Source organism: Methanosarcina sp. MSH10X1 (genome assembly GCF_004099695.1).
In the GTDB taxonomy this organism is placed as follows: Archaea; Halobacteriota; Methanosarcinia; order Methanosarcinales; family Methanosarcinaceae; genus Methanosarcina.
This window is the reverse complement of record NZ_SCHL01000009.1, coordinates 67,828-86,942: the sequence shown is the minus strand read 5'-3', so window position 1 is coordinate 86,942 and position 19,115 is coordinate 67,828. Positions and strand designations below refer to the sequence as shown.

Here is a 19,115-nt window from a genome sequence, read left to right as displayed (position 1 = left end):
GCCTTTTACAAAAAGGCTTGAGCGAAAACCATGCTTTATCTAGACCGGTGTAACCGGAGCGTGATCGACCGGCGCAACGCAAACTTTTTCAAAAAAAGTTTGATCACAAGCCTTTTACAAAAAGGCTTGAGCGAAAATCATGCTTTATCTAAACCGATGTAACCGGAGCGTGAGAAACCGGCGCAACGGTTTCGGGACAACAGTTGTGAAAAGTCCTGTAAAACTAAAAAAGGAAATTTAATTAGATGAAAAAAATGCCCGGATTCCGGGCTTTATAACTTATTTCTTGCTACTTCTTTTGCAGCATCTTTGAAGAGTACTCGAAGATCCCAGAGAAGTTTTCTGTTGGCTTTAAAGAGAGCCTGTAACAAATCGAGGAGGCTCATCCTATCAAATTTTACATCTTTCAGGGAATGAGCAAGGGAGTTCAGGTCTTCGTCGCTTAGATTGATAAAGCAATTCTTTACGATAAGGCTCATGTCAATGTCATGCCCTATGGTTGCCCTCCACCGCTTCTCATAAACTTCTTCAAGTTTCTGAAGAGAAACATCCCCCGCGGATATGGCGGTATATGCAGCTTCTCCTGCCAGTTTCCCTGCTTCCATAGCGTTTAGAATTCCGCCCCCTGTAATCGGGTCGGATTGCCGGGCAGCATCTCCGATTAGCATCAACCCGTTAGCGGAAGTTTTCTCAATGCTGCCCGATACCGGAACTCCTCCATAGACCATCTCGACTACACTGGCATTGGGAAATTTCTTATCCAGAAAGCTGTTAAGGTAATCTACAGGTCTGGGTTTAAATTTTCCCGTCCTGTTCCCGAGAATTCCAATCCCTACATTGGCTTTGCCTTCGCCTTTCGGAAAGATCCATACATAGCCGCCCGGTGCAATCTCATTTCCTATATAAAACTCGCAATGGTCCTGGTCTATACCTTCTCCGGCTATCAGGTACTGGGTGCAGGTTTCTATATCTATGGGTTTTAAGGAAGTATCGATACCTGCCCATCTTCCTACCTTTGACTCGACCCCGTCAGCCCCTATAACTATGCTGGCACGCACATCATACATATTTCCAATATGCATTAGCCTGGCTCCCCTGACGAAGCCATCCTCGATTATCAGGTCAGTTGCTCGGGTTTTTACTCTCACTTCCGCCCCGGCGGCAGCGGCATGTTCTGCAAGGGCCCGGTCGAACACTTTTCTCTCAAGGACGTAACCTACTTCTCCACCAGAGATTTCCTCTGCCATTTCTATCCGAGTACCATCCGGAGCGTAAATAAAGGAAGCTTTAAGGTCAGCACAAATCCATCTCTTGTCAATTTCCACATGTTTTTTGAGATATTCTTTGTTGACGCCTTCAGCGCAGCGTACAGGATCACCTATCTCCTGCCGTTTCTCGATTAAAAGCACATCAAGTCCCTTCTCGGCTGCAGTTCTGGCAGCAATGGAACCTGCAGGACCTGCTCCTATCACTAAAACATCGTACCTGTCCTTCATTTCATTACCTCAATTGCTCCCACAGGGCAGATGCGATCGCATATCCCGCATGCGATACACGTACTTTCATCTACTTCGACCAGGGTCTCTACAAGTTCGAGTGCTCCCTTAGGGCAGACTCCTACACAGGCACCACAGTATCCACATTTATATCGGTTTATCTTGATGCTCACCAGCTCACCTGTAACTTTTAAAGGCAAATAAGGTAAATATGGGTGTTAGGCAGTTTGGCAAATTTTCGCAATTTAAGGCAGTAATAACAGTTCTCTATCATATATTTTTTTGTTGATTATATCTGCCAGGTCTGAAATATTTTCACTTCCAACCTTTAACTCCTGAAAATTAAGGTTTTCTCTAATTTGCGAAGCCGCATTTTTTCAGACAAGCTCGATTTGCTTACAGGTTAATTACTTGAACCGTAATGCTCTAAATATTAGTTTGTTTCTATATTATTCGAATTCAAACTAACTGATAAATTATATTTATACTTTTTGATTTGAAATCGGATTGGAAAATTCAGGTTTTACCTTTCTTTTCCGTCTCAATATAAGGTTTCTAAATATAAGGCTACTAAACATAAAGCTACTGGATGTACATCTATGCATACAAAACTGGTTCTGTCCCCCAGAGCCTTTCCCACCAGTCAGTTCTGCTAATCCAGTTCTTACTGTACACATAACAGTTTCTTTCAAATTCCATATAATCTTTCTGTTTCGATAGTTAAAAATCGTCACCCGATAATTTCAAACCGGAGCCAGCCTTACTCTTCCTCTGCTAATCTCAAGCCTGAACTTTTTGCTTATATACTCTTTCGCAGCTCCGCTTCCGTGTATAAACAGTTCGACCAGGTCTTCGGGCTCATCTATATCGGTGCCTGCAAGGAAGGAATCATATATCTCAACATCCTGCCCTGTGTTTTTTGCAATCGAGCAGTGCGTCAGAAAACTCGATCCGTAATACCTGACCCTGTAGCCTGAAGGGTTTTTGATAAACAATATATTTGTACCCCCGCCTTTTCCAGGGACAATACAAACATCTCTTTCTGTTGAAATTATCCCTTTAACATGACCTGGAGAAAGAAGGGGAAGGTCAGCCATAACAATCATAACCGGCTCCTCAGCCTGCTCAAGATATCGGTTAAGAGCCTCGTTCAGGTCGTTTTCATCCAGAAGCACACTGGCTTTCGTCATGCTCTCAAGCCCGTATCTCGAAGGACTGAGAATATCGATTGTTCCAATTCCGGCTTCCTTAAGGGTATCTATTACCTGATTTAACATTAATTCCACAAACTCTTCTCTCTCTTCCAGGCTCAGGACAGGGGATAATCTGGATTTAGCACTGGTTTTTTTATAGGGAATTACAGCTTTCATCTGGACTCCTGAAAATATAAATTAAAACACAAATAAGAGTAAATATTAATCTTATCATTGAAATTTATATAATTAATTAAAACCCCTGCTGCCCGAAAAATTCGTTCATCTCCTTCCGTTCAGGCTCGCAGGTGTTCTCAACAGCCCTGCTTATTTTAGTTATCACACCATTACAATTAAGCCCTCTTGAGCCGCGACCGTTGTTCCGCAAGCGTAGCATCGATTGAGCCCGCCCCGGTTACACCGGTTTCGATAAATCAGAGTTTTCGATAAAACCTTTTCTCAAAAGGTTTTCGCTCAAACCTTTTTTGAAAAGGCTTGCGTTGAAACCGTTGCGCCGGTTTATCACGCCGCTTTGCCGGTTTCGATAAATCAGAGTTTTCGATAAAACCTTTTCTCAAAAGGTTTTCGCTCAAGCCTTTTTTGAAAAGGCTTGCGGTCAAGGATTTTTTGAAAAAGCTTGCGGTCAAGGATTTTTTGAAAAGGTTTTCGCTCAAGCCTTTTTTGAAAAGGCTTGCGGTCAAGGATTTTTTGAAAAGGCTTGCGATAAGGGTCCCGTCCTCCCGAGACGGGACCTGGCGTTTACTCTCTGCTGCTGATTTTTGTTTTTCCGAAGGCTGGAAGATTGGCTCTGTTAGGGAAACCTGGCTCGACTTTCCGGTAGAGAGTATCCCTCTGCACCGGGATTCTTCCTGCCCCTTTTATCATCCATTCGAACTCGGCAGGAGATACATATTCCCCGTGGTTTCCTCCGGACGCTGTTGAGATCTGGTCTTCCATAAGCGTGCCTCCGAGGTCGTTCGCTCCGCACTGGAGGGCGAACTGTGCAAGTTTTTTCCCAAGCTTAACCCAGGTGGCCTGAATATTGTTTACGTAAGTGTGCAGAATTATACGGGAAATTGCAATGAGCTGCAGGTCTTCAAGTCCTGTGCTTGCGAATTTACCGGATGCCAGCATTTTTTCTCCTATCCTGTTATTATAGGGCAAAAAGGACATTGGAATGAGTTCCGAAAACCCACCGGTCTCTCTCTGGATTTCACGAATTGTAAAAATATGGTCCAGACGTTCCTCGACTGTCTCCACGTGTCCGTACATAATGGTCGCATTAGTAGAAATCCCGGCTTTGTGTGCAGCCTTTATGGTATCGATCCATTGCTGGGTGTTGATTTTTCCGGGGCAGATTATTTTTCTCACCCTATCGGAAAGGATTTCGGCTGAAGTTCCGGTAAGAGATTCAAGCCCGCTTTCCTTAAGCTTACGCAGAGCCTCTTTTACGGACATGCCTGAGATTCCTGCCGCATAATAAACCTCCATAGGGGAAAAGGCATGAATGCAGAGCTCAGGAAATTCGGCTTTTATTGACTCCACAATCTCGAGATAAAATTCTATATCTATTTCCGGGATATAGCCTCCCTGGACGCAGACCTCGACAACCCCGGCTTTCCTTGCATCCCCAACCTTTTTCAGGATTTCTTCCACGCTCAGTATATACCCTTTTTCCGTCCTGTAGGCGCAGAATCCGCAGTTTCCTGCGCATTTATTTGTAATGTAAATGTTCCTGTTCGTGACATAACTAACAGTATCGCCTACGGCATGGGCACGCAGGGTATCGGCAAGTTCGAATAACTCAAATGGGCTTCCTTCAAGCAGGATAAGCGCATCCTCTTTAGTACAGTTTCCCTGATGTGCCCTTTCAAGGACATCATTGGGAATTGCTGCCGGTTTCTTCATGTACATCCCGATCATTCCTGTTTAAGCTAATATCTCTACCCGATTTGATAGGTTTATTCTGAGACTCCGCACCCTGATCGCTTCGGATTTCCCGAAACCAGCTCATTCACTCTTCCGTACAGAGTGGTTCTTTCTTCCGGAACTCTTCCGGCTCCATAGATTATCCATTCCAGTTCTTCTACGGAGATTTCCTCACCGTTAGAAGCTCCTGCCGATCTGGAAATGCTTTCTTCCATAAGGGTGCCCCCAAGATCGTTAGCCCCGCAATGAAGGGCAAATTGTGCAAGTCTTTTTCCTAATTTCACCCAGCTTGCCTGAATATTGTTTACATGCCCGTTAAGAAGAATACGGGAAATTGCATAGGTTTTCAGATCCTCAATACCAGGCGTAGCATATCGGCCTTCTTTTATCAATTTTTCCCCAACCGGGTTGTTATAGGGCATAAAAGGCAGAGGCACAAATTCCGTAATTCCGCCTGTTCCTTTCTGGATTTCCCTGATGATCAACATATGGTCGATCCTTTCCTCCGGGGTCTCAACATGCCCATACATCATTGTCGCTGTTGTGGGAATGCCTGCAGCATGTGCCTGGCTGACCACCTCGATCCACTGCGAGGTCTTAAGTTTTGAGGGACAGATAATCTCCCGCACCCTGTCCGAAAGAATCTCGGCTGCAGTGCCTGGCATGGTGTCAAGCCCGCTCCGCCTAAGACTTAGCAGGGCTTCTTTTACCGGGACTTCGCTGATACGGGAAATATGGTAAACTTCCATTGGCGAAAAAGCATGGATATGGATTTCAGGAAACTCGGCTTTTACGGCTTCTACAATCCCGAGGTAAAAATCCAGGTCTGCGTCAGGCAGAAGCCCCCCCTGGATACAAACTTCGGTAGCATTAGCCTGCGCTGCCTCCCTTACCTTTGCCATTATTTCCTCAAGGGTGAGAACCTTGCCATTATTCGTCCTGAATGCGCAAAACCCGCAGGTTCCCACACACCTGCTGGTAAAGTTAATATTCCTGTTTACGACGTAAGTAACCGTATCTCCTGCCGTAAGGGAGCGGAGTTCATCCGCAAACCTGAAGAGTTCGAAAGGAGGTATATCCATGAGAAGAAGCCCGTCTTCCTTTGTGCTCTTTCCCTGATATGCGCGTTCTATAAGGTCTTCGGGAATTTTGCTGTTCATTTTTCTAATTCTCCGCATGCCCTGATCAGGGCTGTTTCCTGTAACCTTCCGTATCCGAAAGCTGTGCTACCAGCCCGCCTATCCTTTCCGAATACCATCCTCTTTTTACATAATGAGGGTAAATTGGCAGGCGTTCCCTTAGCAAAATCGATCCTAGTCTCTCCTGCAAATTCATCACATCCGGCCACTCGGCTTCAGGATTAATCCAGTCAATTGTCAGCGGGGATATGCCTCCAAGGTCACTAACCCCTTTTGCGATAAGGGCTTTAGGGTCTATAAGGTTTGGGGCAACCTGCACTGCCACACCAGGCGGAAGAATCTGTCTGGCAAGCTTTATAGTATCAATCATTTCCTCGACTGCAGGCTCAGGGAAGGCTTCCATGGGTGTTCCGGGCTTTGGGGCGAAGTTCTGGATAATAACCTCCTGAATATGCCCATATTTTCTATGAAGATCCGCAATAGCTTCAAGGGACTCGATTCTATCCCCCCGTCTCTCCCCGATCCCTACAAGAAGGCCTGTAGTATAGGGAATCCTGAGCTTCCCGGCTTCCCGGATGGTATCAAGCCTGAGTTCGGGAAGTTTTCCCGGGCAGTCCTTATGGGCGTCAAGGATTGCCGTGCTCTCCAGCATAAGCCCCATGCTTGCATTCAAAGGCTTTAAAGCCTTCAGCTCCGAGCGTGTCATGACTCCTGCATTCGTATGAGGGAGGATTCCGATTTCGATTGCAGTTTCACATAGAAAGAGCAGGTATTCCAGGGTGGAGGAATAACCGAGTTCTTTGAGCCACTTCCTGTACTCCGGCACCTCCTCCGGAAATTCGCCGAAGGTGAAAAGAGCTTCAGTGCATCCCGCCTTTACCCCATTTTCAAGTACAGGAAGGATTTCTTCGGGTTTCATAAGCTTGGCGCCCGGTTGAGCGGGCTCTCGCCGAAAGCCGCAGTACCCGCAGCGATTCCTGCAGATATTGGTTACAGGGATGAAAACGTTTTTCGAGTAAGTTACAAAATCGGGATTTTTCGGTGGAATGGTTTAACACCTGCTGGGTTTGTTTAGCCGAGAATTTTCTTCATGGTTGCAGTCACACCAAGGGCTACGCCTTCGACTTCAATGCCTCCTCTCCCCTTGGCTCCGTCCCCCACAACATAAAGTCCGGGAATCGGGGTTTCATTGCCAGGGTCCGTACCTGAAGCTGCCCTATTTACCGGCCAGCTGTCGTGGTATGACTGGATGAGCAGGACTTCGTATTTTTTACCGGGAAAGATTTCTTTAAGATCCTGAAGCCCTAATTCGATTTCAGCCTCGAGATTTTTCACATTCTCAGGGGCTACGTACTGGTGGGACATTGTAAGGTGCTTACCGGGCGGAGCGAGCCCCGGGTCAACCTGGGTAACCTCGTCGATCCCATTTACCCTTTTCGCATAAGGGGTCAGAAGGACGCCGGTATGCCCTACAAGCGGCTCGTCCGCAGCAAGGCAGATCTTTATACCGGCAGACGGCTTCAGGGTTTCAAGCTTCTGGAGGTATCCTGAGTTTTTCTCTCCTGAGAGGGCTTCCTCGCACAGGCAGGCCGTTGCAACATGACCCAGATTGCTCACTATCAAGTCTGCTTTATGAACCTCCTCGCCAATAAGCACGCCTGCGGCTTTACCGCCCTCCATAAAGATTTTTAAAACTTCGGTGCCGGTATGGATCTTTCCGCCATATGTGGCAATTACGCTTTCCAGAGCATCGATTACTCCCTTGCACCCGCCGATGGGAACGCCCGGACCGCCGAATCTATACATGTTTTCAATGATCTCGAAGATTTCTTCCACAGGGACTTCGTCACTTCTAAGGCTGAGCGCCCAGCCGCAGAAAGCATCGGCAAATTTTACAAGCCATTCATCCTTAACCTGGGTCCTTAGCCAGGTCTGGAGAGTAAATCCTGAAGGGCGGTTTTTTCGTGTACTGACTATAAGAAAGGCAATCTTCAGGCGGTCTTTATGGGAGAGAAGCGTAGAAAAGTCGGAAAAAGAAATATCCTTGAAGCCTTTCCCATAATCCGGGATGCCCTTTTTCAGAGGCACTCGCACGGTTGTCGTTTCTGACCGTACAATCTCAACGTTGGCTCCGATTTCATTGAGAAACTGAGCCAGAGGACCGGAAGGTCCGTGGGGCAGGATATGAAAAGCTCCGCTCGAAAGCTGGAATCCTTTATAATTCAGGTTTGTAAACCTTCCTCCTGTGATAGGAAGCCGTTCATAAACCTCAACCTCGTATCCTGCCTTTGAGAGTCTGGCCGCACTTAAAAGTCCTCCAAGCCCCGCACCAATTATAATCGCTTTCACGCCGGCACCTCTATGGCTTTAACAGGGCAGTAGAGCATACAGATTCCGCAGTCTACACAGGCATCAGTAACTCGTGCCTTTCCCTTTACCTCTATTGCCCCTTTCTTGCAAAAAGAAGCGCACTGGCCGCACCCTACACAGTTTTCGTTAATCTTCATGCGATTCCACCAGCTTTCCTATCATGAAAGACTTATTATAATGTATTGGTACAGTGTATTCTCAGGATTATATCCGGAAGCGTATTTTTTATCCATGGATATGGCGATTATATGTTGCAATCGGTGATAGGTGATTTATCTATTCCTTACTAAATGTTTTATAACATGTTCCTGCGAAGTTAATATTGTTTTCAGTAATTTGCCTCAAAAGTGGTAACGAAAGATTCCGTTTCAGAGTCTGCGGCAGGAAGGTCTTGACTATTTTTTAGTCTTTTACTATTTTTGTTTTCAAATGACCTGAGAAGCTTTGTCTATTGTATTTGTCACGATTATTTATACTATTTTGCAGTTTTTTTATTCAATCTGGAATAATTAAACTCTATATATAATTATTTGTATTCGGTAGAATCACTTATATATACAATAAATTATATTATTAAAGTTGTGTGCATCATAAGAGCAATTATATAATTATGGCTTGTATATAATCTCATAAACGGGCCAATGCGTTTGATGTTATTTTTTATACATATTCATAATTTAAAAGAAGATTTATTTATCTAATCTATTTATTTAATCCATTTATTTAATCTTAATATTTATATAATATTAATTATTTAGCAAATAATTATAAATATCCTTACATTCATTTGCAGGAGTAATTATAGAGTCCTGTAATCTTAACTATTAATCATATTAATTCCATTCAATGGATCTTATACTGCCTGAAGCAGGAGTTCTCCTGCACTTCTGGTAATTTACTACACAATCCTGGGCAAATGAATCTAAACTTTCAGAGCCCGGAAGCAAATGCCTGTATACGGGAATCCTTTTATTTCAATTAAGGACCTGTGGATTCAGGCATTTTCAAGGGACCTGTGTCGGGGCCGAATGCGATTTCATTAAAACCGGATGCTCGGACGCAGTTTTTTGTCCAGAAACCCACATCCATGTCATGTAACGCTGCAATTCAGGTTGTTGCACTTTAACAGGTGATATTAATGTCTGAAATAATTGATAGCTACATACCAGTTGCAATATTTCTTGTCGTGGCACTTGTTATGCCTCCGATGACAATGTTTATGGTAAAGCAACTGAGTCCCAGGAGCAGGGCAGCCGGCAAATACACGACATACGAATCGGGTTCGGTACCCACAGGGACCGCAAGGATCCAGTTCAATGTTGAGTATTATCTTTATGCAATTGCTTTTGTACTCTTTGACGTTGAAGTGCTTTTCCTTTATCCGTGGGTCACAGTCTATAAGGGACACGGGATCACTTCTATCGCAATAGTTGAGATGTTTATCTTTGTTTTCATACTGCTCTTCGGATACATTTATCTCTGGAAGAAGGAGGCTCTCACATGGGTGAAGTAAAGGAGAAAAAGACGAGTAAATCCGATGAAATCTCCGAAGAAATTCCCGGAGTTATCACGACTACAACCAGTGCGATTCATAATCTTATCAAGAAATCCAAGGCTCAGGATATTATCAACTGGGGAAGGAAAAACTCGCTGTGGTTTATGACTCAGCCTATGGGCTGCTGCGGTGTTGAAATGATCGCCACAGGCTGTGCCCACTATGACACTGACCGTTTCGGGATCATTCCAAGGAACTCCCCGAGGCAGGCTGATGTCATGATAATCAGTGGGTATGTGACAAAGAAATACCTGCCTGCTTTAAAGAGACTCTGGGAGCAGATGCCTGCGCCTAAATGGGTAATCTCTATGGGAGATTGCTCCATAAGTGGCGGACCCTTCTACGAATCCTACAGCACTGTGCAGAATATCGATGAAATCTTCCCGATTGATGTTTACATTCCGGGATGTCCTCCAAGGCCCGAAGCCCTGCTTCAGGGATTTGTGGAGCTTCAGGAAAAAATCAAAGCCAAAAAGGACCGGGGCACGGAGTATTAAAGTTACTGAGATTCTCCCGGCTCTTAGATTCATTTGAGGGAAAATTATGGACGTTACAGAAATTCTCAAGTCATTAACAGGTAAATTTCCTGAGGCAATTTCCGAAGCAACTGCCGATTCCGAAATCCGTGCCAGGGCATATGTGGACAAAGAGAAGGCAAAGGAAGTCTGTCAGTATCTCAAGGATGCTCTTCAATTCGACCACCTATGCTCAGTCTGCGGGGTGGACTACATAAAAAGGAATGAGCTTGAAGTAGTCTATCATATCGCATCATACGACCATCCAGTGGTTCTTATGCTTAAGGCCAGGCTTCCGAGGGATAGCCCGGAAGTCGAATCCATTGTATCGGTGTACTGGAACGCAAACTGGTATGAAAGGGAAACATACGAGCTTTTCGGGATTCTGTTTAAAAATCACCCTAACTTGAAGCCACTTGTACTTCCCGAAGATATGCTTGGAGAATGGCCCCTCAGGAAAGATTACGAGGGCTTCCCGAACAAGACAGCCAGGAATCTGGTGTGAGGGTGAAAAATGGAAGAAAAGCTTGGATCAAATGAGATGATCATACACCTGGGCCCCCAGCATCCCATGCAGCCCGGTCCCTTCAGGTTAAACCTGAGATTAAGAGGGGAAACTGTAGTGGATGCCGAGGTAGAACTGGGATACATTCACAAAGGTATTGAAAAAATCCTGGAGAACAAGACCTATCTCCAGGGAATTACGATCGTGGATCGAATCTGTTACCTTGTAGCCCTTGTAAATGAGGAATGTTTTGTAGGCTGTACCGAGAAACTGTTAGGTATCGAGCCGCCTGAGCGGGCTCAGTATATCAGGGTTATTCTTGAGGAGCTCACAAGGCTTCAGAGCCACCTGCTGGGTATGGGCGAGTTCGGGGAATTCATCGGCTTCATGTCCATGTTCATGTACACGATCAGGGAAAGGGAAGAGGTTCTAGGGCTGATTGATATGGTAACCGGAGCTAGAATCACTCACAGCTATCTCAGGTTCGGAGGAGTACGCGATGACCTTCCGGATGGCTTTAAAGAAAAGGCGATTCCTGTCCTGAACAACCTTAAAAAAGCCATCAACGACTTTGAGGAAATGTTCCGTACTGACAGGATCTACAGGGAAAGAACTGTTGGAGTTGGCACCCTGACTGCAGATGCTGCAAAGAGCCTTGGGGTTTCAGGGCCTGCCCTGCGTGCAACCGGCGTACCTTTCGATATCCGGAAAAACGAGCCTTACCTGGTTTACAAAGACCTGGACTTTAAAATCTGCACGGAAACCGCAGGAGACAGCTTTGCAAGAGTACAGGTCAGGCTTAACGAGATAAGGGAAAGTATCTACATAATAGAACAGTGTCTTGACCAGCTCCCAGGCGGCCCGATCTTCCCGGAGGATACCCTGTACGGCAGGAGAACTCCGGTAATGAGAGTTCCGGCCGGTGAGGTATTCCACAGGGTGGAAGACCCGAGAGGGGAAATGGGAATGTACATGATTTCCGATGGCTCGGACAAGCCTTACAGAGTCAAGATCAGAGGGCCTTATTACCCAACCCTGCAAGCTCTGCCCCCTCTTATAAAAGGTACGACGGTTGCGGATGTAGCAGCAATCTCGGGCAGCATGGACGGCTGTACCAGTGAGGCGGACAGGTGATTATAAAATGCCGATAGAAATTCCTGAATTTATACTTCCTTTACTTCCCTGGATCCGCGGGACAGTTGGCCTTTCTCTGATTGGAGTTATTTTCCTCGGAGCAATGGGAGCCGTATGGCTTGAACGAAAGCTTTCTGCCGATATCCAGTCCAGGATGGGACCCTGCCGCGTTGGAAAATACGGGCTCTTGCAGCTTGTAGCCGATGCAATCAAGCTTTTTACGAAAGAAGACTTAAAGCCGCTGAATGCTGACAGTTTACTTTTCAATAATGCTAATATCTTTATGATTGGTTCGGTTTTTCTTATGCTGGTTGCCATTCCTGTAGGCGCGGTCTTTATTAATGGGGTCGAGTACCCGCTTGCAGTCACCCAGATGGATATCAGTGTGCTTTACATTGAAGCAATGTCTGCAATCTCGATTTTCGGGATTTTCATGGTGGCTTACGGCTCGAATAATAAGTATTCCCTGCTCGGGGCTTTCCGAAATTTCGCCCGGATGGTAGGGTATGAAGTCCCTCTAGGATTAAGCGTAGTAAGTGTAGCTGTTATGACAGGCTCCCTGAGCATTGTGGAAATTTCAAGATCACAGGGCTTGCTCTGGAATATCTTCCTGCAGCCCCTTGGGTGCTTCGTATTCTTTGTATCACTTATGGCCGATATGGGAAGGCTTCCTTTTGACCAGAATGAATCCGAAGAAGAACTTATAGCAGGCTGGATTACGGAATACTGTGGAATGCGTTTCGGACTCGGTTTCTTTGCCGAATATATCCACATGATCCTTGGTTCTTTCCTTGTAGCCCTGCTCTTCCTCGGCGGCTGGAACGTACCTGGCTTTGTTGCAAACAATGCCGTGCTCGGCCTTATCGCCCCTACAGGTTTCCTGCTTATAAAAGTCGTCTTTGTACTTATGGTAATTATAGGCCTCAGATGGGCTGTTCCGAGATTCAGGATCGATCAGGTTGTCGACCTTAGCTGGAAAAAGCTGTTTCCCCTTGCCCTTTTAAATCTGGTCTGGGCAGTAGGGCTCGGACTCTACCTGGGAGCGTGAGATCATGGTTCTTAAAAATATTAAGTACGCGATTAAAAACATCCCCAAGCCTGCAGTAACCCGGATGTATCCGGAAAAATGCAGCGAGCTTTCCGACCGGTTCAGGGGGCTTCAGATACTGGATAAAAGTAAATGCATAGGCTGTGGCATTTGCGCCAATACCTGCCCTAACGCTGCAATCAAGATCGTAAAAGCTCCGATTGCGCCAGGCAGTGAAAAACAGCGCTGGTTCCCCCAGATTGATATAGGGCACTGCCTTTTCTGCGGGCTCTGCATCGACCAGTGCCCGAAAAGCGCGCTCTCAAGCGGTAAGGAATACACTAAAGGTCTCATTAAATGGAAACATAAGGACCTGCTTATGACCCCTGATAAACTCTCCCGGGAAGTCGATCTTGAAAAAGGTGACGAGAGATGATCGGACTTGAGACGATCGGACTTGAGACGATTGGATTTGAGACGATCGGAGCAGCTGTTAAAATGGCTATTTTCGGGCTTCTTGCTGTTGCCACAGTATTCTTTGCAATCTACGTAGTAATCGCAAAGGATATTGTCCGGGCTGGACTTGCTCTGGTCATGTGCATGTTCGGAGTTGCAGCTCTCTACATCCTCTTAAACGCACAGTTCCTTGGAGTCATCCAGGTGCTGATTTATATAGGAGCAATCGGAGTGCTGATTCTTTTTGCAGTTATGCTTACAAAACGTGAGATCGGGGGTGAACCCGGTGCGGACTGATCGGCTTTTAGCCTTTTTTGTAGCCCTGCTCTTCACAGCTGTCGTGGTAGTCGGAGCTTTTGGAACTTCCTGGGATACGGTTTCCGAACTTCCCGCAAACCCTGCTGACCAGAGTAATATAGAGGCTATAGGTATGCTGATCTTTACTCAATTCGTAGCGCCTTTCGAAGTCCTTTCAATTGTCCTGCTCGCATCTCTTATAGGAGCGATCTACATGGCAAAAGGGGAGGGCAACCAATGATCCCTTTAAGCTTTTACCTTGGGCTTTCAGCCCTGCTCTTTTCAATCGGACTCTACGGTGTAATGACACATAAAAACGGCATCAGGATAATTATGTGCATTGAGCTCATGCTCAACTCTGCAAACCTGAACCTTGTAGCTTTCTCAAGTTACACGAATACCCTGGACGGGCAGGTTTTCGCCATGTTCTCAATCGCACTTGCAGCTGCCGAAGCAGCAGTCGGGTTTGCGATCTTCATGGCAATCTATAGAATGCACGATAAGATCAATCTTGATGAGCTCAACATCCTGAGGTGGTAAAAACGGCACTGGAAGAATTTGCATTTTTAATCCCCCTGCTTCCGGCATTGGCTTTTGTAATCACCTTCTTCTTCGGCAAGAAAATGCCATCAGGTGGTGCAATCGTCCCTATTATGGCAATTGCTGCCTCCTTCGTAATCTCTTTAGCGATTACGCTCGGGCTGCTGGCAAATCCGGAAGAGGTTGTAAGCCAGTCATATTCCTGGTTTGCAGTGCTCAATATCGGAATTTTGATTGATCCTCTGGCTGCGGTAATGCTGTCAATGGTTTCCTTCGTGAGCTTGCTTATCCACATTTATGCAGTCAGTTATATGTCTCATGATCCCGGAAAACCCAGGTACTTTGCAGAAACCGCACTCTTTACCGCGGCAATGCTTTCCCTTGTGCTCTCGGATAATATCCTTCAGCTCTTCGTTTCCTGGGAACTTGTCGGGTTATGCTCCTTTCTCCTTATCGGCTTCTGGTATGAGAAGCCCTCGGCTGCAGCCGCTGCCAAGAAAGCTTTCCTGACAACCAGGATCGGAGATGTAATGTTCCTTACCGGGATAATCATACTGACCTCCGATCTAATGAGACTCGCAGGAGGCTTCCAGGACGGAACATACCTGCTCCGTTTTGATGAAATCTTCAGCTACATCCCCCAGCTGTCTGCGCTTCAGGCAAACATTTTCGGCTTTGAAGTAAGCCACCTTACTATTATCACCCTGCTCTTCTTCGGAGGAGCCGTAGGAAAGTCCGGGCAGTTTCCCCTGCATGTTTGGCTGCCTGATGCAATGGAAGGCCCGACAACCGTTTCAGCCCTTATCCATGCTGCAACAATGGTTACTGCCGGGGTCTACCTGGTTGCAAGAACCTTCCCTATGTTTATTGCAGCCCCTGATTCCCTTATGGTGGTTGCCTACCTCGGAGGTTTCACAGCACTCTTTGCGGGCACTATGGGCATTGTAATGAACGATCTCAAGCGTGTGCTTGCTTTCTCAACCATCAGCCAGCTCGGATACATGATGCTCGGCCTGGGTCTTGGTGCCACAATCGGGCTTGAAGCAGTCGGAATCTCCATTTTCCATCTTATCAATCACGCTTTCTTCAAAGCTCTTCTCTTCCTCTGCGCAGGCAGTATAATCCATGCAGTAGGCACCCAGGACATGAGGGAGCTAGGAGGCTTAGGAAAGGTAATGCCCATTACAGCGGCAACCATGGCAATTGCAGCCCTGGCTCTTGCAGGGTTCGGAATTCCGGGCACTTCAATGGGAACAAGCGGTTTCTTCTCAAAGGATGCAATTATTGAAGCTGCTTACCTCTTCGGAGAACACAGTAACAACTGGATCCCATACCTGTTCTCAATTGCAGCTGCTCTCCTCACGTCGGTTTATATCTTCAGGCTAATTTTCATGACCTTTACAGGGAAGCCCAGAAGCAACTATCACGGGCACGAATCCCCTGCCATTATGACTATCCCCCTTTCCATTCTGGCAGTCTTTGCCCTTGTGTTCGGAGGGCTGACACAGACAGGGTTCATGGCTTTCCTTGAAGAGACCTTTGCCAATAGTTTCGTGAATGTTGATATAGGAAGCCTTGCAGGCATCGGCGGAAACGAGCTTGTAGAGGCAGCAGGTCATGAGCCTCTTCTTGTTCTGTGGATGCCTTTGATAGTTGCAGTTGCAGGGCTTGCAGTCGCTTTTGTGATCTATTACCTGAGAATGATTAAACTCGGGGCTATTGCTTCCATGAAAAACCCGATTTACAGGCTGCTCTACAAACGCTATTACCAGCATGAAATCTACACCGAATTCTTCTCGCTCGGAATCGTATACGGAGTCGTTGCTCTCCTGACGCAGGTGCTTGATGTGATAGTTGACAGCATCGTGGAAGGAATTGGAATTCTTACAGTAGGGGTAAGTGAGGAGCTCCGGAGAGTCCAGACAGGAGTTGTCCAGACTTATGCAGCTGCCGTGATTGTGGGTGTGAGCCTGCTAATAATACTTGTTAAACTAATAATGGAGGTACTCTGATGCTGCCGGTCGCATCATTGTTGATTCTGGTGCCGCTGATTTTCGCAGCCGTGACCTTTTTCACAAAAACGAAAAAACAGGCTGCAGGACTGGGCTTGTTAGGGTCCCTTGCGACTCTCGGCCTTACCCTGTATGCTTACCTGAACTTTGACAGCAATACGGCTGCCATGCAGTTCTTTGAGTCTATGGAATGGATTCCCTCGCTAGGGGTTAACTATTCAGTAGGAATAGACGGTATTTCCATGCCTCTCATCCTCCTGAATTCAATTGTTATCCCGCTCCTGATCCTTTTCAGCTGGAAAGAAGACCGGGAAGCCCCAAACAGGTTCTACGGGCTCATCCTTACCATGCAGGCTGCAGTTATAGGAGTCTTTGTAGCTCTTGACTTCCTGGTCTTCTATATCTTCTGGGAGCTTACCCTCATTCCTCTCTTCTTCATGGTGAATATCTGGGGAGGAGAAAAGCGGGTTCATGCGTCGTATAAGTTCTTTATTTACACGCATGTAGCCTCCCTGATAATGCTGCTCGGGATCTTCGGGCTCTTCTACGCCTCCTGGCAGCAGACCGGGGCTCCCAGCTTCGATATAAGAGAGCTGGTTGCACAGTTCCAGTTCTTCGAATCCGGGCTATTGAGGGATGCGATCTTCCTTTCGATCATATTCGGGTTCCTGGCAAAGCTGCCGGTCTTCCCCTTCCACTCCTGGCTTCCGGATGCTTATACCGAGGCCCCGACCGCAGGTAGCGTACTTTTTATCCTGCTCAAAATCGGAGGATACGGGCTTTTCAGGATCTCACTTCCCATGCTCCCTAACACTGGCAGCCCTGATCTTATGATTACAATGCTGGGTCTGCTCGGGGCTTTCAGTATAGTTTACGGAGCGCTTGTGGCTCTGAGGCAGAAAGACCTCAAACGCATGATAGCTTACTCCAGTCTGAGCCATATGGGATTCGTCGTTCTGGGTTCGGCCGGCTTCATCGCCCTGTCGGTTTCAGGTGCTATGTTCCAGCAGTTTTCCCACGGGCTTATAATGAGCATCCTGTTTATGTCCGCAGGCGCAATCCAGACCACAGCAGGCACAAGGATAATCAATAACCTTGGAGGGCTTGCAAAGAAAATGCCGAAACTGACTGTGGTTATGATGGTCGGCTTTATGGCATCCCTTGGCCTGCCAGGTCTGAGCGGCTTTATTGCCGAGTTCCTGGTGTTTACCTTCAGCTACGTCAACCTGCCAGGGTTTGTTCTGTTTGCCCTGCTGGCAATAGTGATTACTGCAGGTTACCACCTCTGGGCAATGCAGAGAGCAATGTTCGGAGTGTACAATGAGAAACTCGGGGATGTCAGCGATATTAATTCCCTTCAGGTCTTTTCAATGGGGGCAATTGCCCTGCTCGTGCTCTATTTCGGCCTGAACCCGAGCCCGGTGCTTAATATGATGATTACGAATTCGGAAGCAATAGTAAGCCTTGCGGCTGCCCTGGGGGTGTAAGAAATGGTGAATTTCATGTTACTTGCACCCGAAATCACAGTCGTTGCAACTGGCCTGATCATACTGCTAATAGGAGTCTTCATGTCTCCCAGGACCAAGAATGTGCTGGGTTACCTTGCATCTCTGGGAGTGCTTGCAGCTCTGGTACTGACGATACAGAGTTTCGGGACCGTAGCTCTGATGTTTTACGATACAGTCAGTATCGATGGACTCTCCCAGTTCTTCAAACTGGTCTTCCTGGCAGTTGCACTGATCGTTTCGGTTGCTTCAATCAAGTATAATGAAAACAGCGACCATACCGAAGAGTTCTATACCCTTGTGCTCTTCGCAACCTTCGGGATGATGGTAGTTGCATCAGCAAACGACCTGATCCTGCTCTTCTGTGCCTTTGAGCTGGCAAGTCTTGCAACCTTTGCACTTGCAGGTTTTGAGAAGCAGAATGCAAAGTCGCTCGAAGGCGCCATGAAGTACTTTGTAATAGGCGCGGTTTCTTCAGCGCTTATGCTCTTTGGAATCTCCTTCGTCTATGGGGCAACAGGCACTACCAGTATTCCTGCGATTGCTGAAAACGCCGCTTTCCTGGCTCAGAGTCCTATAGGAATTGTTGCCGTCGTGCTGCTTATTGCAGGTTTCGGCTTCAAGATGGCGCTTGTGCCTTTCCACATGTGGGCTCCGGATACCTACCAGGGCTCCCCATCAGTCGTTTCCTCCCTGCTTGCAGCCGGGTCGAAAAAGATGGGTTTTGTGGCAGCTTTCAGGGTTTTCATCCTGGCTCTTCCAGCTCTTCAGGTTGACTGGCAATTTGCCTTTGCGATCCTGGCAGTCGTAACCATGACCTTTGGAAACGTGGTTGCAGTATCCCAGACCAGCGTAAAACGCATGCTTGCCTACTCTTCCCTTGCCCAGGCAGGATATATTGCAATGGCTTTTGTGGTAATGACCCCAATGGCGCTTACAGGCGGAATCTTCTATACCCTTGCCCACGCCTTTATGAAAGGAGGAGCATTTATTGCAACCGCAACCGTTGTCTGGATGATTACCACGCAAAGGACAGGGAACCTGGATGTTCCTGACCATCTTGACAGCTTCAGGGGTCTTGGAAAAACAATGCCACTGGCTGCTCTCTCAATGACGGTTTTCGTCTTTGCGCTTGCAGGTATCCCCCAGACTGCAGGTTTTATGGCAAAGCTGGTGCTCTTCTCTTCAGCCATTGAAGCAGGTATGGCATGGCTTGCAGTAATCGCAGTCCTGAACAGTGCCCTTTCGCTGTTCTATTATGCACGGCTTGTAAGATACATGTATTTCCTGCCCCCTGAAGGAAAAAAAATAGGAATGCCTTTCCCATATGCAGCATCTCTCCTGATTGCAGTAGCCGGCGTGCTGATTATGGGCTTCTGGCCTGAACCCTTCCTGCAGTGGGCAATGGATGCAGCACAGGTGTTGATCTAAGGAGGTATGAG

The 19,115-nt window shown here is 46.9% G+C and carries 21 protein-coding genes; 12 read left to right on the top strand and 9 right to left on the bottom strand.

The genetic code is table 11. The annotated features are described in order from the left end of the window. Positions 1–272: 272 nt before the first annotated feature. The 9 genes from EQO05_RS09175 to EQO05_RS09140 all read right to left on the bottom strand — a co-directional run bounded on the left by EQO05_RS09175 (position 273) and on the right by EQO05_RS09140 (position 8,264). Positions 273–1,496, bottom strand: a complete 1,224-nt coding sequence (locus tag EQO05_RS09175; protein ID WP_128505820.1) for a digeranylgeranylglycerophospholipid reductase — start codon at positions 1,494–1,496, stop codon at positions 273–275. Continuing rightward, positions 1,493–1,669: a 4Fe-4S binding protein gene (locus EQO05_RS09170; RefSeq protein ID WP_128505819.1), complete on the bottom strand. Its 177-nt coding sequence runs from the start codon at positions 1,667–1,669 to the stop codon at positions 1,493–1,495. The genes EQO05_RS09175 and EQO05_RS09170 overlap by 4 nt, the downstream gene beginning before the upstream one ends. A gap of 570 nt (positions 1,670–2,239) precedes the next feature. Further along, entirely contained in the window at positions 2,240–2,866 is a 627-nt protein-coding gene (gene cofC, locus EQO05_RS09165; protein WP_128505817.1) for a 2-phospho-L-lactate guanylyltransferase, read from the bottom strand. A gap of 76 nt (positions 2,867–2,942) precedes the next feature. After that, positions 2,943–3,086 carry a hypothetical protein gene (locus EQO05_RS15540; protein ID WP_164888520.1) on the bottom strand — a complete coding sequence of 48 codons (144 nt, stop codon included), beginning with the start codon at positions 3,084–3,086 and terminating at the stop codon, positions 2,943–2,945. A gap of 362 nt (positions 3,087–3,448) precedes the next feature. Further along, on the bottom strand, positions 3,449–4,603 hold the full coding sequence (gene cofH / locus EQO05_RS09160) for a 5-amino-6-(D-ribitylamino)uracil--L-tyrosine 4-hydroxyphenyl transferase CofH (RefSeq protein ID WP_128505815.1): 1,155 nt from the start codon (positions 4,601–4,603) through the stop codon (positions 3,449–3,451). Positions 4,604–4,650: 47 nt separating this feature from the next. After that, a complete protein-coding gene (gene cofH, locus EQO05_RS09155) occupies positions 4,651–5,778 on the bottom strand; it encodes a 5-amino-6-(D-ribitylamino)uracil--L-tyrosine 4-hydroxyphenyl transferase CofH (RefSeq protein WP_128505813.1) in 1,128 nt (375 codons plus the stop codon). Between the two features lie 25 nt (positions 5,779–5,803). Continuing rightward, positions 5,804–6,805, bottom strand: coding sequence for a 7,8-didemethyl-8-hydroxy-5-deazariboflavin synthase CofG (gene cofG, locus EQO05_RS09150; RefSeq protein ID WP_128505811.1), 1,002 nt, complete (start codon positions 6,803–6,805; stop codon positions 5,804–5,806). Positions 6,806–6,828: 23 nt separating this feature from the next. Then, on the bottom strand, positions 6,829–8,106 hold the full coding sequence (locus EQO05_RS09145; protein ID WP_128505810.1) for an NAD(P)/FAD-dependent oxidoreductase: 1,278 nt from the start codon (positions 8,104–8,106) through the stop codon (positions 6,829–6,831). Beyond that, positions 8,103–8,264, bottom strand: coding sequence for a 4Fe-4S binding protein (locus EQO05_RS09140; protein ID WP_128505808.1), 162 nt, complete (start codon positions 8,262–8,264; stop codon positions 8,103–8,105). Before EQO05_RS09140 ends, EQO05_RS09145 begins: the two co-directional genes overlap by 4 nt. A 1,001-nt stretch (positions 8,265–9,265) precedes the next feature. Here EQO05_RS09140 and fpoA point away from each other — a divergent pair. The 12 genes from fpoA to fpoN all read left to right on the top strand — a co-directional run bounded on the left by fpoA (position 9,266) and on the right by fpoN (position 19,104). After that, positions 9,266–9,640, top strand: a complete 375-nt coding sequence (fpoA, locus tag EQO05_RS09135) for a F420H2 dehydrogenase subunit FpoA (RefSeq protein WP_128505806.1) — start codon at positions 9,266–9,268, stop codon at positions 9,638–9,640. Next, positions 9,628–10,179, top strand: a complete 552-nt coding sequence (gene fpoB, locus EQO05_RS09130) for a F(420)H(2) dehydrogenase subunit B (protein ID WP_128505804.1) — start codon at positions 9,628–9,630, stop codon at positions 10,177–10,179. Before fpoA ends, fpoB begins: the two co-directional genes overlap by 13 nt. Positions 10,180–10,225: 46 nt before the next feature. Beyond that, positions 10,226–10,702, top strand: coding sequence for a F420H2 dehydrogenase subunit FpoC (fpoC, locus tag EQO05_RS09125; protein ID WP_128505802.1), 477 nt, complete (start codon positions 10,226–10,228; stop codon positions 10,700–10,702). 9 nt (positions 10,703–10,711) lie between these two features. After that, positions 10,712–11,836, top strand: coding sequence for a F420H2 dehydrogenase subunit FpoD (gene fpoD / locus EQO05_RS09120; protein ID WP_128505800.1), 1,125 nt, complete (start codon positions 10,712–10,714; stop codon positions 11,834–11,836). Positions 11,837–11,843: 7 nt separating this feature from the next. Next, entirely contained in the window at positions 11,844–12,884 is a 1,041-nt protein-coding gene (fpoH, locus tag EQO05_RS09115) for a F420H2 dehydrogenase subunit FpoH (RefSeq protein WP_128505798.1), read from the top strand. A gap of 4 nt (positions 12,885–12,888) precedes the next feature. Next, positions 12,889–13,299 carry a F420H2 dehydrogenase subunit FpoI gene (gene fpoI, locus EQO05_RS09110; protein ID WP_128505796.1) on the top strand — a complete coding sequence of 137 codons (411 nt, stop codon included), beginning with the start codon at positions 12,889–12,891 and terminating at the stop codon, positions 13,297–13,299. Between the two features lie 62 nt (positions 13,300–13,361). Continuing rightward, the gene (locus EQO05_RS16130; protein WP_370273671.1) at positions 13,362–13,616 is read left to right on the top strand and encodes an NADH-quinone oxidoreductase subunit J; all 255 of its coding nucleotides are present in this window, start codon (positions 13,362–13,364) and stop codon (positions 13,614–13,616) included. After that, complete coding sequence (fpoJ, locus tag EQO05_RS16125) at positions 13,606–13,857, top strand: F420H2 dehydrogenase subunit FpoJ (protein WP_128505792.1); 252 nt, start codon at positions 13,606–13,608, stop codon at positions 13,855–13,857. Before EQO05_RS16130 ends, fpoJ begins: the two co-directional genes overlap by 11 nt. Further along, positions 13,854–14,156: a F420H2 dehydrogenase subunit FpoK gene (gene fpoK, locus EQO05_RS09095; RefSeq protein ID WP_128505790.1), complete on the top strand. Its 303-nt coding sequence runs from the start codon at positions 13,854–13,856 to the stop codon at positions 14,154–14,156. Before fpoJ ends, fpoK begins: the two co-directional genes overlap by 4 nt. Beyond that, a complete protein-coding gene (gene fpoL / locus EQO05_RS09090; protein ID WP_128505789.1) occupies positions 14,150–16,168 on the top strand; it encodes a F420H2 dehydrogenase subunit FpoL in 2,019 nt (672 codons plus the stop codon). The genes fpoK and fpoL overlap by 7 nt, the downstream gene beginning before the upstream one ends. Then, the gene (gene fpoM, locus EQO05_RS09085; protein WP_128505787.1) at positions 16,168–17,655 is read left to right on the top strand and encodes a F(420)H(2) dehydrogenase subunit M; all 1,488 of its coding nucleotides are present in this window, start codon (positions 16,168–16,170) and stop codon (positions 17,653–17,655) included. Before fpoL ends, fpoM begins: the two co-directional genes overlap by 1 nt. Positions 17,656–17,658: 3 nt before the next feature. Next, positions 17,659–19,104, top strand: a complete 1,446-nt coding sequence (gene fpoN, locus EQO05_RS09080) for a F(420)H(2) dehydrogenase subunit N (RefSeq protein WP_128505785.1) — start codon at positions 17,659–17,661, stop codon at positions 19,102–19,104. Positions 19,105–19,115 lie beyond the last annotated feature (11 nt).

What these genes read in the sequence shown, in the direction of transcription:
- cofH (WP_128505815.1), bottom strand. Translation starts at nt 4,603, where the DNA reads ATGTACATGAAGAAACCGGCAGCAATTCCCAATGATGTCCTTGAAAGG.
- EQO05_RS16130 (WP_370273671.1), top strand. Translation starts at nt 13,362, where the DNA reads ATGGCTATTTTCGGGCTTCTTGCTGTTGCCACAGTATTCTTTGCAATC.
- fpoK (WP_128505790.1), top strand. Translation starts at nt 13,854, where the DNA reads ATGATCCCTTTAAGCTTTTACCTTGGGCTTTCAGCCCTGCTCTTTTCA.
- fpoB (WP_128505804.1), top strand. Translation starts at nt 9,628, where the DNA reads ATGGGTGAAGTAAAGGAGAAAAAGACGAGTAAATCCGATGAAATCTCC.
- cofC (WP_128505817.1), bottom strand. Translation starts at nt 2,866, where the DNA reads ATGAAAGCTGTAATTCCCTATAAAAAAACCAGTGCTAAATCCAGATTA.
- EQO05_RS09140 (WP_128505808.1), bottom strand. Translation starts at nt 8,264, where the DNA reads ATGAAGATTAACGAAAACTGTGTAGGGTGCGGCCAGTGCGCTTCTTTT.
- fpoA (WP_128505806.1), top strand. Translation starts at nt 9,266, where the DNA reads ATGTCTGAAATAATTGATAGCTACATACCAGTTGCAATATTTCTTGTC.
- fpoN (WP_128505785.1), top strand. Translation starts at nt 17,659, where the DNA reads ATGGTGAATTTCATGTTACTTGCACCCGAAATCACAGTCGTTGCAACT.
- fpoI (WP_128505796.1), top strand. Translation starts at nt 12,889, where the DNA reads ATGGTTCTTAAAAATATTAAGTACGCGATTAAAAACATCCCCAAGCCT.
- fpoD (WP_128505800.1), top strand. Translation starts at nt 10,712, where the DNA reads ATGGAAGAAAAGCTTGGATCAAATGAGATGATCATACACCTGGGCCCC.
- EQO05_RS15540 (WP_164888520.1), bottom strand. Translation starts at nt 3,086, where the DNA reads ATGCTACGCTTGCGGAACAACGGTCGCGGCTCAAGAGGGCTTAATTGT.
- EQO05_RS09175 (WP_128505820.1), bottom strand. Translation starts at nt 1,496, where the DNA reads ATGAAGGACAGGTACGATGTTTTAGTGATAGGAGCAGGTCCTGCAGGT.
- fpoH (WP_128505798.1), top strand. Translation starts at nt 11,844, where the DNA reads ATGCCGATAGAAATTCCTGAATTTATACTTCCTTTACTTCCCTGGATC.
- fpoM (WP_128505787.1), top strand. Translation starts at nt 16,168, where the DNA reads ATGCTGCCGGTCGCATCATTGTTGATTCTGGTGCCGCTGATTTTCGCA.
- cofH (WP_128505813.1), bottom strand. Translation starts at nt 5,778, where the DNA reads ATGAACAGCAAAATTCCCGAAGACCTTATAGAACGCGCATATCAGGGA.
- fpoC (WP_128505802.1), top strand. Translation starts at nt 10,226, where the DNA reads ATGGACGTTACAGAAATTCTCAAGTCATTAACAGGTAAATTTCCTGAG.